This is a genomic window from Blautia sp. An249 (assembly GCF_002159835.1).
Classification (GTDB): Bacteria; Bacillota; Clostridia; order Lachnospirales; family Lachnospiraceae; genus Blautia_A; species Blautia_A avistercoris.
The window spans coordinates 18,156-33,173 of sequence record NZ_NFJL01000009.1; the positions used below are offsets into that span (position 1 = coordinate 18,156).

The 15,018-nt window shown below is 45.0% G+C and carries 13 protein-coding genes; 12 read left to right on the forward strand and 1 reads right to left on the reverse strand.

Annotation, left to right across the window (positions count from 1 at the left end):
- The first annotated feature begins 54 nt into the window (after positions 1 to 54).
- The 6 genes from plsX (at position 55) to ilvA (ending at position 7,846) form a co-directional block, all read left to right on the forward strand.
- Complete coding sequence (plsX, locus tag B5F53_RS09765) at positions 55 to 1,083, forward strand: phosphate acyltransferase PlsX (RefSeq protein ID WP_087222841.1); 1,029 nt, start codon at positions 55 to 57, stop codon at positions 1,081 to 1,083.
- 29 nt (positions 1,084 to 1,112) lie between these two features.
- On the forward strand, positions 1,113 to 1,343 hold the full coding sequence (gene acpP, locus B5F53_RS09770; protein ID WP_087223050.1) for an acyl carrier protein: 231 nt from the start codon (positions 1,113 to 1,115) through the stop codon (positions 1,341 to 1,343).
- Positions 1,344 to 1,412: 69 nt separating this feature from the next.
- Entirely contained in the window at positions 1,413 to 2,114 is a 702-nt protein-coding gene (rnc, locus tag B5F53_RS09775; RefSeq protein ID WP_087223052.1) for a ribonuclease III, read from the forward strand.
- A complete protein-coding gene (smc, locus tag B5F53_RS09780) occupies positions 2,105 to 5,665 on the forward strand; it encodes a chromosome segregation protein SMC (RefSeq protein ID WP_087222843.1) in 3,561 nt (1,186 codons plus the stop codon). The genes rnc and smc overlap by 10 nt, the downstream gene beginning before the upstream one ends.
- A 10-nt stretch (positions 5,666 to 5,675) precedes the next feature.
- Positions 5,676 to 6,620: a signal recognition particle-docking protein FtsY gene (gene ftsY, locus B5F53_RS09785; RefSeq protein ID WP_087222845.1), complete on the forward strand. Its 945-nt coding sequence runs from the start codon at positions 5,676 to 5,678 to the stop codon at positions 6,618 to 6,620.
- Between the two features lie 14 nt (positions 6,621 to 6,634).
- Positions 6,635 to 7,846, forward strand: a complete 1,212-nt coding sequence (gene ilvA / locus B5F53_RS09790; protein ID WP_087222847.1) for a threonine ammonia-lyase — start codon at positions 6,635 to 6,637, stop codon at positions 7,844 to 7,846.
- Positions 7,847 to 7,912: 66 nt separating this feature from the next.
- On the opposite strand, the gene B5F53_RS09795 is transcribed toward ilvA, so the two are convergent.
- Positions 7,913 to 9,034 carry a DUF362 domain-containing protein gene (locus B5F53_RS09795; protein WP_087222849.1) on the reverse strand — a complete coding sequence of 374 codons (1,122 nt, stop codon included), beginning with the start codon at positions 9,032 to 9,034 and terminating at the stop codon, positions 7,913 to 7,915.
- Positions 9,035 to 9,154: 120 nt separating this feature from the next.
- On the opposite strand from B5F53_RS09795, the gene larE reads away from it, so the two are divergent.
- The 6 genes from larE to B5F53_RS09825 all read left to right on the forward strand — a co-directional run bounded on the left by larE (position 9,155) and on the right by B5F53_RS09825 (position 14,857).
- A complete protein-coding gene (larE, locus tag B5F53_RS09800; protein ID WP_087222851.1) occupies positions 9,155 to 9,967 on the forward strand; it encodes an ATP-dependent sacrificial sulfur transferase LarE in 813 nt (270 codons plus the stop codon).
- A gap of 98 nt (positions 9,968 to 10,065) precedes the next feature.
- Positions 10,066 to 10,821 (forward strand): nickel pincer cofactor biosynthesis protein LarB, encoded by a 756-nt coding sequence (gene larB / locus B5F53_RS09805; protein WP_087222853.1) that lies wholly within the window; start codon positions 10,066 to 10,068, stop codon positions 10,819 to 10,821.
- Positions 10,818 to 11,600 carry a sulfite exporter TauE/SafE family protein gene (locus B5F53_RS09810; protein ID WP_087222855.1) on the forward strand — a complete coding sequence of 261 codons (783 nt, stop codon included), beginning with the start codon at positions 10,818 to 10,820 and terminating at the stop codon, positions 11,598 to 11,600. Before larB ends, B5F53_RS09810 begins: the two co-directional genes overlap by 4 nt.
- Before the next feature lie 22 nt (positions 11,601 to 11,622).
- Positions 11,623 to 12,384: a LarC family nickel insertion protein gene (locus tag B5F53_RS09815; RefSeq protein WP_087222857.1), complete on the forward strand. Its 762-nt coding sequence runs from the start codon at positions 11,623 to 11,625 to the stop codon at positions 12,382 to 12,384.
- A 34-nt stretch (positions 12,385 to 12,418) separates the two neighbouring features.
- Positions 12,419 to 13,627, forward strand: coding sequence for a response regulator transcription factor (locus tag B5F53_RS09820; protein ID WP_087222859.1), 1,209 nt, complete (start codon positions 12,419 to 12,421; stop codon positions 13,625 to 13,627).
- Between the two features lie 99 nt (positions 13,628 to 13,726).
- Positions 13,727 to 14,857 carry an ABC transporter substrate-binding protein gene (locus tag B5F53_RS09825; RefSeq protein WP_087222861.1) on the forward strand — a complete coding sequence of 377 codons (1,131 nt, stop codon included), beginning with the start codon at positions 13,727 to 13,729 and terminating at the stop codon, positions 14,855 to 14,857.
- Positions 14,858 to 15,018 lie beyond the last annotated feature (161 nt).

Consider the following 15,018-nt stretch of genomic DNA (forward strand, 5'->3'; position numbering starts at 1 on the left):
CTTTTCAAAAGAATGTCTATATGATATTTTTTAGATGTAGCAGGAGGATTACAAATGTCTGAGAAAACAAGAATTGTAGTAGACGCCATGGGGGGAGATTATGCACCCCGGGTACCGGTACAGGCAGCTGTCGAAGCTGTGAAAGGCCGGGAAGATATTCAGGTGATATTAACGGGACGTCAGCAGGAGATTCAGCGGGAGCTCGATAAATATGAATATAATAAGACAGCCATCCGGATTGAAGATGCCGGAGAAGTCATAGAGACGGCAGAACCTCCGGTAATGGCAATCCGGAAGAAAAAAGACTCTTCCATTGTGAAGGGGCTGATGATGGTAAAACATCAGGAGGCTGACGCTTTTATTTCCTCTGGAAGTACGGGAGCCGTTTTAGTTGGCGGACAGGTACTGGTGGGAAGATTAAAAGGAGTGGAACGGCCGCCTCTGGCACCTTTGATTCCCACTGCCAAAGGTGTTTCCCTGTTAATTGACTGCGGCGCCAATGTGGACGCAAGGGCGTCCCATCTGGTACAGTTTGCCAAAATGGGGGCCATTTATATGGAAAATGTGGTAGGGATTAAAAACCCGAAAGTTGCCATCGTAAATATCGGTGCAGAAGAAGAAAAGGGGAATGCACTGGTTAAAGAAACATTTCCGCTTCTGAAAGCATGCAAAGGCCTGAACTTCATTGGAAGTATTGAGGCCAGAGATATTCCGGCAGGCTATGCGGATGTAATTGTATGCGAAGCCTTTGTGGGAAATGTAATTCTGAAATTATATGAAGGCGTGGGAGCAACTTTGATTTCCAAAGTAAAAGAAGGTATGATGAGCACTTTGAGAAGCAAGATAGGAGCTTTGCTTGTGAAACCGGCTTTGAAAGCCACCCTGAAATCTTTTGACGCCGGCGAGCACGGGGGAGCCCCCCTGCTGGGATTAAAAGGGCTTGTGGTCAAGACCCATGGAAGCGCCACAGCCGTGGAAATCAGAAACGGTATTTTCCAGTGTGTGGATTTTAAGAAACAGAGAATCAATGAGAGAATAAAAGAGCATTTAGCGGAAGAAGCCGGCGATACGCCTGAAAAATAAAAGCAATATTCAGAAAGGGGGACATGAATGTGGAACTGGAAAAGTTAAAACAGATTATCGCAGATGTTTTAAATGTGGATACAGAGGAGATTACAGAAGAGACCACATTTGTGGATGATTTGGGAGCAGATTCCCTGGATATTTTTCAGATCGTTATGGGGATTGAAGAAGAGTTCGATATTGAAATCGATAATGAAACCGCAGAAAAGATTACTTCCGTGGGAGCGGCAGCAGAGGAAATTCGCAGAGCGATCGGCTGAAAACAGGAAAAATGAGGCTGTTGCAGAATGTATTTATTCTGCAGCAGCTTCTGTATTTTAGAAATGAGGATGAAAATGTTAGAAAAATTAGAGGAAATATCAGAATATCAGTTTCAGGATAAAAAGTTATTGAAACAGGCAATGACCCACAGCTCTTATGCAAACGAACATAATCTGGGAAAATTAAACTGCAATGAGCGACTGGAATTTTTAGGAGACGCAGTACTTGAAATTGTCAGCAGTGAGTATCTGTACGGCAAATTTCCGAAACTTTCAGAAGGAGAACTGACTAAGAAAAGGGCCAGTATGGTCTGTGAGCCGGCTCTGGCATTTTCTGCCAGGGAGATGGGACTTCCGGCTTTTCTTCTGCTTGGAAAAGGAGAGGAACTGACAGGAGGAAGAAAAAGGGACTCCATTATTTCTGATGCGGCGGAGGCCTTAATCGGAGCCATTTATCTGGACGGTGGGTTTGCTAATGCAAAAGAGTTTATTTTGAACCATATTTTAAATGACCTGGAAAATAAACAGCTCTTTTTTGATAGCAAAACCATCTTGCAGGAATTCGTACAGGGAAAAGGGAAAAACCAGATTGCTTACCACCTGTTGAAGGAAGAAGGTCCGGACCATGATAAAAAGTTTACCGTAGAAGCCCTTGTGGCAGGAAAATCCGTGGGACAGGGCAGCGGACATACAAAAAAAGCGGCGGAACAGGCGGCCGCATATGAGGCTGTAAAACGACTGAAAAGCCGGGAAGGGGAATTATGTACTTAAAGAGCATTGAGGTACAGGGCTTCAAATCTTTTGCCCAGAAAATCAATTTTGAATTCCACAATGGAATAACAGGAATTGTAGGCCCCAATGGAAGCGGAAAAAGTAATGTGGCAGATGCAGTACGCTGGGTTCTGGGAGAGCAGAGCGCCAAGCAGCTTCGGGGCGGAAACATGCAGGATGTGATTTTTGCCGGGACAGAGAACAGAAAGCCTTTAAGTTATGCCTCTGTGGCAATTACGCTGGATAACGGAGATCACAAGCTGGCAGTGGATTATAAAGAGGTCACTGTCACAAGAAGACTCTACCGTTCAGGAGAAAGTGAATATCTGATCAATGGCAGCGGGTGTCGTCTGAAAGATATAAATGAAATGTTTTACGATACAGGAATCGGTAAAGAGGGATACTCCATTATCGGCCAGGGCCAGATTGATAAAATATTAAGCGGAAAGCCGGAAGAGAGGAGAGAACTCTTTGACGAGGCCGCAGGAATCGTCAAATTTAAACGACGTAAAAACACGACCTTAAAGAAACTGGAAGAAGAGAAACAGAACCTGGTTCGTGTGACGGATATTCTCACCGAGCTGACCAGACAGTTAGAGCCTCTCAGAAAGCAGTCAGAGACGGCCAGACTGTATCTGGCAAAAAAGGAAGAAGTGAAAGAACTGGATATGAATCTGTTCCTTTTAGAGGCCGATCATATCCGTAAGCAGCTGGAAGAGCTGGAAGAAAAAAGTCAGAACACCCAGGGGGATCTGGAAACTTCCAGAGAACAATTCCAGGAGATAAAAACGGAGTATGAGAAATTAGAAAGCCAGTTAGATTCCCTGAATGCAAAAATGGATGAGGCCAGAGAAATTTCTCAAAATGAAGCTCTGAAAAAACAACAGCTGGAGGGGCAAAAAGACGTTCTTCAGGAGCAGATCTATGCGGCGCAGCAGAATCAGGAACATTATCAGAACCGTCTGGAGACCATACTGGAAGAAATTCAGAGGAGAAAGGCGGAGATAAAAGATTATCAGAAACAAAAAGAAGAACTGGAAGAAACCCAGAAAGCAGTAAAAAGCCGTTTAACCCGGGAAGAGATGCGGGTTCAGAAACTGGAAGACGCTATAGGAGAGTGTGCAGAAGCCGTAGAAGGTGGTAAGAGCGAGATTATTGAACTTTTGAACAGCCGCGCCAATACCAGAGGCAAAGCCCAGCGTTATGACGCTATGATGGAGCAGATCGGAATCCGTCGTGCAGAATTAAATCAGAGAACCTTAACTTTAAAAACAGAAGAAGAACAGCAGCAGTCCGTCTTCCGGAAAACGAAAGAAGAATATGACGCCATTACCAAAAGACTGAAGCAGATGAAAGAAGAAAGCATCCAGATGGATGAAGAAGTAAAAAGGCTTCAGGAAGAAATCCGGAAACAAAATGAACAGATGGATGTGGGGCATACAGCTTACCACAGAGAGTCCTCCCGTCTGGAGTCCCTGAAAAACATTACGGAACGCTACGACGGCTATGGGAACAGCATTCGGAAAGTAATGGAACAGAAAAAACATATCACCGGGATTAAGGGTGTGGTGGCGGATATTATCAAAGTAAAGAAAAGCTATGAAACGGCCATTGAGACGGCCCTTGGAGGCAGCATCCAGAATATTGTTACAGACAACGAGCAGACGGCCAAACAGATGATCGGCTTTCTGAAAAAGAACCGTTATGGGCGGGCCACATTTCTGCCGTTAAGTACAGTTACCAGCCGAGGGGAATTCAACCAGAAAGACGCTCTGAAGGAGCCGGGTGTTATTGGACTGGCCCATGAACTTGTACAGGCAGATCAGGAATATGAGGGGCTGGTAAAATATCTTCTGGGACGTACCCTGGTAGTGGATCAGATTGATCACGCCATTGCCATTGGAAAAAAGTACCGTCATACCCTGCGTATGGTTACCATTGAAGGAGAATCTCTTAATCCCGGAGGTTCTATGACAGGAGGCGCCTTTAAAAGCACCAGCAATCTTCTGGGAAGACGCCGGGAAATAGAGGAATTGGAATCCAGCGTAGCTGCTCTGAAAAAAGATATGGATGAGATGCAGCATGCAATTGAAGAAAACCGGAAACAGAGAAATCTGTTAAGGGATACGATCGCACAGTTCCACGAAAAGATGCAGAAACAATACATCCTGCAGAATACAGCGAAACTTCAGATGGAGCAGATGAAACAAAAAGGAACGGAAATCCAGGAAGGATACCGTCAGATTCAGATGGAGCATGATGAGATTCTGCGGCAGACCAGGGAAATCCAGAACAGCCATCAGGCAATCCGGGAGGAGCTGGAAGCTTCTTCCAGAGATGAGAAAGAACTGGAAGCTTTTATTGAAACAAAGCAAAAGGAACTGGATCAGTTAAGGGAAGAAGAAGGACAGGGACAAAAAGAACTGGAGAAGATCCGGATGGAATCCTCCCAGGCAGTACAAAAAGAGAGTTTCCTGAAAGAAAATCTCAGCCGTATCCGTCAGGAACAGGAAAAATATCTGCAGGAGCAGCAGGAAATTGAAAAAAATCTTAAACTATGGCAGCAGGAGATAGAAAACCGGAAGCAGGAAACAGAAGAAATTCTGGAAGACGTCCGTCAGGCTTCTATGACAGAGGAAGAGGCAAAGGCCCGGATGGAAGGATATGTGAAAGAAAAAGAAGCTATCTCCAGAAGTCACAGGAGCTTTTTTGAGAAACGGGATGAATTATCTTCTCATATCAGCCGGCTGGATAAGGAATGCTTCCGGCTGAACAGTCAGATTGAAAAACTGGAAGACATTCAGGAGGGCCAGATCAGCTACTTGTGGGAAGAATATGAAATCACTCCCGGCCAGGCAAAGGAGTACCGGAAAGAAGAGTATGCGGATCGGTCTCTGCTGAAGAAAAAGGTCAGTGAGAAAAAAGACGAGATACGAAAACTGGGAAACGTAAATGTGAACGCTATTGAAGATTACAAAGACGTTTCAGAAAGACATGCCTTTTTATCTGCTCAGTATGAGGATTTAACCAGAGCAGAACAGACTTTAATGGGAATTGTGCAGGAGCTGGATGAAGGAATGCGCCGCCAGTTTGCAGAGAAATTTAAAGATATTCAGAGAGAATTCGACAAAGCCTTTAAAGAACTGTTCGGCGGAGGAAAGGGAACCCTGGAATTATCCCAGGAGGAAGACATTCTGGAGGCAGGGATTAAGATTATTTCTCAGCCCCCGGGGAAAAAGCTGCAGAATATGATGCAATTGTCAGGAGGGGAAAAAGCCCTTACGGCAATTGCCCTGCTGTTCGCTATTCAGAATTTAAAGCCCTCGCCTTTTTGTCTTCTGGATGAAATTGAAGCTGCATTGGATGATTCCAATGTGGATCGGTTCGCAGGCTATCTGAAAAAGTTGACGAAAAATACACAATTTATTATAATTACACACAGGCGTGGAACTATGAATGCCGCAGATCGTCTTTATGGAATTACCATGCAGGAGAAAGGCGTTTCTACGCTGGTATCTGTGGATTTAGTGGAGAATGCACTGGATAAGTAGGAGGGAAGAGATGGCAGAGGAAAAGAAAGGGTTTTTTAAGCGGCTGGTCAGCGGACTGGCGAAGACAAGGGATAATATCGTATCTGGGATTGATTCTATTTTCAGCGGATTTTCCAGCATTGATGAAGATTTTTATGAAGAAATCGAAGAAATCTTAGTCATGGGAGATATTGGAATTAACGCTACCACAGCGATTATAGAGAACTTAAAGGAGCAGGTTGCACAGCAGCATATTAAAGATCCGCAGGAATGCAAGCAGCTTTTGCTGAACAGCATTAAACAGCAGATGGAAGTTGACAATACAGAATATAAATTTGAAAATCAGAAATCAGTGGTTCTGGTAATCGGGGTCAACGGGGTGGGAAAAACCACTTCCGTTGGCAAACTGGCAGGAAAACTGAAAGAGCAGGGGAAAAAAGTGATTCTGGCGGCTGCGGATACCTTCCGTGCAGCAGCGGGAGAACAGCTTACTCAGTGGGCAAACCGGGCAGGCGTGGAAATCATAGGCGGTCAGCCGGGGGCAGATCCGGCCTCTGTGGTATACGATGCCGTAGCGGCAGCCAAGGCCAGAAATGCAGACATTCTCTTGTGTGATACAGCCGGACGGCTGCATAATAAAAAGAATCTGATGGAAGAACTCCGAAAAATCTACCGGATTCTGGAGAAAGAGTACCCGGAAGCCTATCTGGAAACACTGGTAGTTCTGGACGGTACCACAGGACAGAATGCACTGGCACAGGCCCGCCAGTTTGCCGAAGTGGCCAATGTGACCGGAATCATTTTAACGAAGCTGGATGGTACGGCAAAGGGAGGAATTGCAGTGGCAATTCAGTCTGAGCTGGATATCCCGGTGAAATATATTGGCGTGGGAGAAACCATTGATGATTTACAGAAGTTTGATGCAGAAGAATTTGTAAATGCATTATTCAATGTATCAGATCAGGAAGAAGGATAAAGGAGAGTACAATTATGCTGACATTAGACAAGTTTGAAGAAGCGTCGGAAATCGTAAAAAAGGTGACACAGGAGACAAAACTGATTTACAGCAGTTATTTCAGCGATTTAACGGGAAATAAGATTTATTTCAAGCCGGAAAATATGCAGAGAACAGGAGCCTATAAGGTAAGGGGCGCTTATTATAAAATCAGTACCCTTTCTGAGGAGGAAAGAAATAAAGGCCTGATTACCGCTTCCGCAGGAAACCATGCGCAGGGTGTGGCTTATGCGGCGAAAAAATACGGAGTGAAAGCCGTAATCGTAATGCCTACTACTACGCCGCTAATTAAAGTGGAAAGAACCAAGAGTTATGGGGCAGAAGTCATCCTGCACGGAGATGTATACGACGAAGCCTGCGCCCATGCAATGGAACTGGCGGAGCAGGAAGGATATACCTTTATTCATCCGTTTAACGATCCGGCAGTCGCTACCGGTCAGGGAACGATTACTATGGAAATAGTACAGGAACTGCCTCTTGTGGACTACATTTTAGTTCCCGTAGGAGGAGGCGGACTTGCCACCGGCGTATCTACTCTGGCGAAACTTCTGAATCCGCATATTAAAGTTATCGGCGTAGAACCGGCAGGGGCTGCCTGTTTAAAGGCTTCTATGGAAAAGGGGGAAGTATGCACCCTGCCTAAAGTAAATACCATTGCCGATGGTACGGCGGTACAGACCCCGGGAGATGTAATTTTCCCTTATCTGCAGGAAAATCTGGACGGAATTATCACCATAGAAGACGATGAACTGATTGTGGCCTTCCTGGATATGGTCGAAAATCATAAAATGATTGTGGAAAATTCCGGACTTTTAACCGTTGCCGCTCTGCGTCACATGGATGTAAAAAATAAGAAAATCGTATCCATTTTAAGTGGCGGCAACATGGATGTGATTACCATGTCTTCTGTGGTACAGCATGGTCTGATTCAGAGAGATCGTATCTTTACCGTATCTGTTTTACTGCCGGATCGGGCAGGAGAACTGGTAAGAGTAGCTACGATCATTGCCGAAAATCAGGGAAATGTCATCAAACTGGATCACAATCAGTTTGTAAGCACCAACCGGAATGCGGCAGTGGAACTGAAAGTTACCATGGAAGCGTTTGGAACAGAGCATAAAAAGAAAATTGTAGAGGCTCTGGACAAAGACGGATTCCGTCCCAGATTAATCCGGATTAATCTGTAAGTATTTAATGCACAAAAAAAGTATGCAGGATTTGTCTGCATACTTTTTTTATCCATAACAGGAAAATCAGCGAATGGTAATTAATTCATACTGGTCAGAACCGATTCCCAGTTTTACTGCGTGTTCAATACAGGATTTCCAGTTGGTATCCGGGCTGATGGCGCCAAAGTGATCATGGCCTTCATGGTTAGATTCTGCCAGCAGGGTGTTTGCAATGACAGGCTGGGCGTTTACGGCATCCGCACAGGCCACGTCCAGAGCTACCGGATCAAAGGAGGCGAACATTCCCACATTGGGAACAACGGCAGCATCGTTTTCCGCATGGCAGTCGCAGAAAGGCGATACATCAATTACCAGGGAAATATGGAAGTTAGGTCTTCCCTGAATAACTGCTTTTGTATACTCTGCCATTTTTCGGTTCAGAATGTCAAAGGATTCATCCTGGGCCGGTTTCACTGCATCCTGGGGACAGACGCCGATACATCTGCCGCAGCCGACGCACTTGTTGTGATCGATAGACGCTTTTTTGTCGGTAACAATAGCCGCCTCGTGGGCACAGATATTGGTACATTTCTTACATCCGATACACAGCTCCTGATGGACATAAGGCTTTCCTGCGCTGTGCATTTCCATTTTCCCGGCACGGGAACCGCATCCCATACCCAGATTCTTCAGGGCACCGCCGAAACCGGCGCATTCATGACCCTTAAAATGATTCAGGGAAATGATAATATCCGCATCCATGACAGCCCGTCCGATTTTCGCTTCTTTTACGTATTCTCCGCCTTCCACAGGAACATAAACTTCATCCGTCCCTTTCAGGCCGTCTCCGATAATAATATGACAGCCGGTAGAAAAAGGAGAGAAACCGTTCTGATAAGCGCTTTCCATATGATCCAGAGCATTCTTTCGTCCGCCTATGTAAAGGGTATTACAGTCGGTAAGAAAAGGCCTGCCGCCTGCTTCTTTTACCAGATCGGCTACCACTTTGGCATAATTCGGGCGAAGATAAGCCAGATTTCCCGGTTCGCCAAAATGAATTTTAATGGCGGTATATTTGTTTTGGAAATCAATATCTTCAATGCCGGCTTTTTTCATAAGTCTTTCCAGTTTTTTTAAGAGGGTGTCTCCGGATTTGACACGCATATCGGTGAAATATACTTTTGATTTTTTTGCTTCTGTAGTCATCCTATCCGTCCTTTCTGTAAAATCAGCAGCCGTGTGTGTACACTGGCGCTATATTTAAATGATAGCACTCCCAAAGTGGAATTGGCAAGGATTTTGTGATAAAGTATAAGGCAGGAGGAAATGAGTATGAACTGGGATGAAAAGAAAACAGTATTAAGAAAGAAAATAGAGGAATATACAAAGGGAAATGTCTGTATTGCTTTTTCCGGGGGAGTGGACAGCAGTCTGCTTCTGACTCTGGCCTGTGAAGGCGCCGCCCGGACGGGAGGAAAAGTATACGCAGTTATGCTGGATACGGTTCTGCACCCGAAAGGAGACGTTCAGACAGCAATACAGGTGGCAGAAAAGACAGTTGCCATTTTTCAGGTGATTCGGGTGGATGAACTGGAGAATCCAAAGATTATGGAAAACCCAAAGGATCGCTGCTATTTATGCAAACGTTATCTGTATGAAAAAATTCTGGACTATGCCAGAGAAGTACAGGCGCCGGTGGTGATAGAAGGAACCAATGAAGACGATTTGCACCAGTATCGGCCGGGACTGAGAGCAGTGAAAGAGCTGGGAATCAGAAGTCCTCTGGCAGAATGCGGGTTTACCAAGGAAGAGGTGCGTAAAATGGCCGGGGAATACAAGATTTCTACGGCATCCCGTCCTTCTGCTCCGTGCCTTGCCACACGGCTTCCTTATGGAACCAGAATTCAGAAGGAGGTACTAAAGAAGATAGAAGAGGGAGAAGAATACATAAGACAATTGGGCTATGGGAATGTGCGTATAAGGGTATACCAGAACCTGGTTCGTCTGGAAGTGGATCCGAAAGATTTTGGGAAAGTGCTGACACATAAAGACAGGATTATCCGGAAACTGAAAGAACTGGGATTTTCTTATGTTACCCTGGATTTGGAAGGATTCCGGTCAGGAAGTATGGATTTATAGTATCAAACGATTGCGCTATCTCAGGTTTTTTTAGAATAAGGGCGGTGCTAGAATCAAATCAGAAGCACTGCCTGAGACAGAAAGGAAGAACAATAGACATGGATATACAAAAATTACTACTACAAGTGCAGAGAAAAGAAATTTCCCTGGAGGATGCAGAAGACTTGCTAAAGAAACTGCCCTATGAGGATCTGGGATTTGCGAAACTGGATCACCACAGAGAACTGCGTTCCGGTTTCGGGGAAGTGGTTTTCTGCCAGGGGAAGGAAAAGGATCAGATTGTAAAAATTTATCAGTGTTTTGCCGAAAGAGGAGCAAACGTTCTGGGCACCAGGGCAACGCCGGAACAATACGAGTACGCCAGGAGTTTTCTTCCGGAAATTTCCTATGATGAAATGGCCGGAACACTGATTCTGATGCATCACGAAGTGGCTCCCATCGGATATGTCACCGTTTGTACAGGAGGAACCTCTGATATCAGGGTGGCAGAAGAAGCCGCAAGGACGGCCGAATTTTTCGGAAGTAAGGTCATCCGTCTTTATGATGTGGGAGTGGCCGGAATTCACAGGCTGTTATCCAAGCAGGAGGAGCTGCATAAGGCGAACTGCGTAGTCGCAGTGGCGGGAATGGAAGGCGCCCTGGGCGGCGTAGTGGCAGGCCTTGTGGATAAGCCGGTCATCGCTGTTCCGACCTCTGTAGGATACGGAGCCAATTTCGGCGGACTTTCAGCCCTTCTGACTATGCTGAATTCCTGTGCAGAAGGACTTGCAGTAGTAAATATTGATAACGGGTTCGGAGCCGGCTATCTGGCAGCTCAGATTAACCGGATAGCCGTGCACGGGGGAACGAAGTGACATTTTTATTTTTTCTTGTCAGCTTCCTGGCATCGACTGCGGGCTCTATTTGCGGGATTGGCGGAGGGGTAATTATCAAACCCGTTCTGGATGCCGTTCATGTAATGAGTGTAAGCAGTATCAGCTTTTTATCCGGATGTACTGTTTTATCCATGACAGTTATATCTGTGGGAAAATCTTTCCGAAATTCTTCCGAAAAAATTGATTGGAAAACAGGAACTTTCCTGGCCGTGGGAGCTGCGGCAGGAGGCGTTCTTGGAAAAATATTATTTCAAAGTATAAAAGAGGCAGTGGGTAATGAAAATACAGTAGGAATGGTTCAGTCATTCGTACTTCTTTTCATTACAGCCACTACCTTTTTTTATACCCTGAAAAAGGAAAAGATCCATACATACCATATAAAAAATGAGGGGATCTGTATGATAACGGGATTATTGCTCGGGATTTTTTCTGCATTTCTCGGGATTGGCGGAGGGCCTGTCAATTTAATGGTTTTAAGCTTGCTTTTCTCTATGGAGACGAAGAAGGCAGCCCTTCATTCCCTGTATGTTATTTTGTTTTCTCAGGCTGCGAACCTGCTCTATGCAGCAGTTACCCATACGATTCCGGAAATTTCTCCCCCATATTTTCTGGCACTGGCATCAGGCGGTATCCTGGGAGCGATGGCAGGGAACTGGTGGAATAAGAAGATGGATGCGAAAACCGTGGACAGGCTGTTTCTGATTTTAATGGTAGTTATTATGGCAATTAATTGTTATAATATTTATAAGTTTGCATGAGGCATTATAAAGGAGGCAAAAAATGGCAGATAAAATATTATTTTTAGAATGTTATTCCGGAATCAGCGGAGATATGACGGTGGGGGCCCTTTTAGATTTGGGAGCAGATAAAGAGAAGCTTTTAGAAACACTTAAGGGACTTCCTGTAGACGGATATTCTGTTAAAATAGAAGAGAAGAGAGTCCATGGGCTAAGGGGCTGTGACTTTGACGTGATTCTGGACGAGAAGCAAAAGGAACATCATCACAGTCACGGACATCATCACGGTCACAGAAGCTATGGGGATATTTGCAGAATACTGGAAGAGTCTTCGCTGGACGAGCCAGTAAAGAAAACTGCCGGAAAAATTTTCGCCCTGGTGGCGAAGGCGGAAGCAAGAGCCCACGGTGTTCCCGAGGAGGAAGTGACTTTCCATGAAGTGGGAGCTGTAGATTCCATTGTGGATATTGTATCCGCAGCTTTCTGTCTCCACGATCTTCAGGTGAAACAGGTGGTTGTTTCTGATTTATGGGAAGGACAGGGGACGATTATGTGCCAGCACGGACGGATTCCGGTACCGGTACCAGCCGTTGTGGAAATTGTTAAAGAGACAGGAATGTCTTTGCACATTACTGAAGTTAAAGGCGAAATGGTAACGCCTACAGGCGCAGCCATTGCCGGAGCGCTGCGGACCAGAGAACGGCTTCCGGAAGCCTTTCAGATTGAAAAGGTGGGCATTGGAACCGGGAAGAGAACCTATCCCCACGCCAATGTACTTCGGGCGATGCTTTTGCATGAGGCATAGAAGGTGTGAAAAACGAAGGGGAGGAAACTGCAGCATGAGTTTTAAAGTACTGATTGCAGATGATGAATATATTATCCGCCGGGGGATTCGTTCATTTTTGGAGCAATATGAGGAGTTTCAGGTGACAGCGGAAGCGGAAGACGGAGAGATGGCGCTGGAGCTGGCAAGGCAGGAAGAGATAGATGTTTACCTGGTGGACATCAATATGCCTTTTGTAAACGGACTTCAGTTTATAGAACAGTTAAGAGAAATCCACCCCAAAGCTCTGGTGGTGGTAATTACAGGGTACGATCGGTTCGAATATGCAAGGGAAGCTTTGCGTCTGGGAACCTTTGAATATCTGCTGAAGCCCATTATGGAAGAACCTTTTGACGAAATGATACAGAAGGTAAAAGCCAGGCTTCTGGCAGATAAATCAGAGGATAAATATCTGAAATGGGCAAAGAAAATGCTGGAAAAGAACAGAAAATATTTAAGTTCTGAGTTTTTAAAAGGGATTCTGGCCGGAAAATTTACAAAAGAAGAGATAGAGGAACGATGCAGCTATCTGGATATGGTCATTCCGGAAGAATTTACTTTGTCCCTTGTACGGCTTTCTTATCGAAGGGAAGAAGACCTGCAGGATGCCTGGAGTGATGATTTGATTTATTTTGTGGCAGAAAATATTGCAGATGAGCTTTTCAGCGTTCACCAGAACCTGAATAGCTGCCAGGATGATTATGGAAATCTGGTGGTGCTGTCCGGAAAAATTCAGGAAGAAAAGGAAGCGCAGAAACAGCGGGAAACGTATTGTAAAATTATGGAGGAACACGCGCCTGTAAGATGTTCTGTGATTCAGAAGACGGGAAAAGGACTGGAAATGCTTTCTGAAATCTATGATGAGGCTGTCCTGGAAATGGAAAAGACAAGGGAAGCTTCTGCTGTTATCCGGGAAGTGAAAAAATTCGTGGAAACCCATTACCATCAGGAGTCCTTTTCCCTTCAGGACGCAGCCGGCCAGGTGAATCTTTCTATTCAGTATTTAAGCAAGCTGTTCCGAAAAGAAATGGGAATCACGTTCAGCGATTATTTAACCAGCGTCCGGATTCGGAAATCTATTGAACTGATTCAGAATGATGAATTGAAAATTTATGAAATCGCGGAAAAGGTAGGATATACAACCCAGCATTATTTTAGTAATGTATTTAAGAAATGTCTGGGAGTTAGCCCGGCCGAATATCGGAAAGGGCTTAAAAAAAGTTAAAATATTATATTTTTCCATCCGATTATTGCAAAGACTTTCGGGAAAAGAAAGTCTATAATAACATCAATAATTGTTAAGGCAATAAAGGAGGAATTTAAGATGAAAAGAAAATTATTAGCAGCATTCCTTTGTGCAGCAATGGTTGTTACAATGGGAGCAGCAGGATGCGGCGGAAGCAGCAATGAAGCATCCACAGATGATACGGCGGCAGAAGAAAGCGCAGCAGAGGATACAACCGATGCAGCAGAGGAAGAAAGCGGCGATGACGCAGCGGCAGAAGAGAGTGACGGCGGAGTTATCACCGTGGGATTCTCACAGGTTGGCGCAGAGTCTGACTGGCGTACTGCAAACTCCGAATCCATGAAGAATACCTTCAGCGAAGAAAACGGATACAAATTCATTTTTGATGATGCGCAGCAGAAACAGGAAAATCAGATTACGGCAATCCGTAACTTTGTTCAGCAGGATGTGGACTATATTCTGTTAGCTCCGGTTACAGAAACAGGATGGGATACGGTTCTTCAGGAAGCAAAAGATGCAGGAATTCCTGTGATCATCGTTGACCGTATGGTAGATGTATCTGACGACAGCCTTTACACAGCATGGGTGGGAACGAACCCGCTGTTAGAGGGACGTAAGGCCGGCGAATGGCTGAAGGCTTATGCAGAGGCTCATAATATTGAAGAACTGAACATTGCTGACATTCAGGGAACCATCGGTTCTACCGCACAGATCGGAAGAACACAGGGACTGGAAGAGGCTGCTGAGAAATATGGCTGGAATATCGTTGTACAGCAGACAGGTGAATTTACACAGGCAAAAGGCCAGGAAGTTATGGAATCCATTTTAAAACAGTATGACAACATTAATGTGGTATACTGTGAGAATGATAACGAAGCATTTGGTGCCATTGACGCCATTGAAGCTTCCGGAAAAACAGTGGGACCGGACGGCGACATGCTGGTAATCTCTTTTGACTCCACAAACGCAGGTTTAACTGACGTATTATCCGGAAAGATTATCTGCGATGTTGAGTGTAATCCGCTTCACGGACCGCGTGCAGAAGAACTGATTAAGAAGCTGGAAGCCGGAGAAGAAATTGAGAAAGAAAATTATGTTGACGGTGAAATCTTCGCACACGGAACAGATGTAGAATCTGTTACCATAGAAGGAACCGAATATCCGGTTACAGAGGTTACAGAAGATGTGATTGCAGAACGTGCATACTAATCCATATACAGACTCGAAAGAGAAGTGTATATAAAATTCGGAGAAGTTGTATGAACGAGGATGTCTTAAAACAAATTCTTTTGTTTTAAGACACCCTCTATTTGCGTTTCTGCAGGAAAAAGGAAAGGGGAGGTGAAGACAATCCGAAGTATTGGAAAACA

Excerpts from the sequence above, each read along its gene's own strand:
- plsX (WP_087222841.1), top strand. The coding sequence starts at position 55 with ATGTCTGAGAAAACAAGAATTGTAGTAGACGCCATGGGGGGAGATTAT.
- rnc (WP_087223052.1), top strand. The coding sequence starts at position 1,413 with ATGAAAATGTTAGAAAAATTAGAGGAAATATCAGAATATCAGTTTCAG.
- smc (WP_087222843.1), top strand. The coding sequence starts at position 2,105 with ATGTACTTAAAGAGCATTGAGGTACAGGGCTTCAAATCTTTTGCCCAG.
- ftsY (WP_087222845.1), top strand. The coding sequence starts at position 5,676 with ATGGCAGAGGAAAAGAAAGGGTTTTTTAAGCGGCTGGTCAGCGGACTG.
- ilvA (WP_087222847.1), top strand. The coding sequence starts at position 6,635 with ATGCTGACATTAGACAAGTTTGAAGAAGCGTCGGAAATCGTAAAAAAG.
- B5F53_RS09795 (WP_087222849.1), bottom strand. The coding sequence starts at position 9,034 with ATGACTACAGAAGCAAAAAAATCAAAAGTATATTTCACCGATATGCGT.
- larE (WP_087222851.1), top strand. The coding sequence starts at position 9,155 with ATGAGTATGAACTGGGATGAAAAGAAAACAGTATTAAGAAAGAAAATA.
- larB (WP_087222853.1), top strand. The coding sequence starts at position 10,066 with ATGGATATACAAAAATTACTACTACAAGTGCAGAGAAAAGAAATTTCC.
- B5F53_RS09815 (WP_087222857.1), top strand. The coding sequence starts at position 11,623 with ATGGCAGATAAAATATTATTTTTAGAATGTTATTCCGGAATCAGCGGA.
- B5F53_RS09820 (WP_087222859.1), top strand. The coding sequence starts at position 12,419 with ATGAGTTTTAAAGTACTGATTGCAGATGATGAATATATTATCCGCCGG.
- B5F53_RS09825 (WP_087222861.1), top strand. The coding sequence starts at position 13,727 with ATGAAAAGAAAATTATTAGCAGCATTCCTTTGTGCAGCAATGGTTGTT.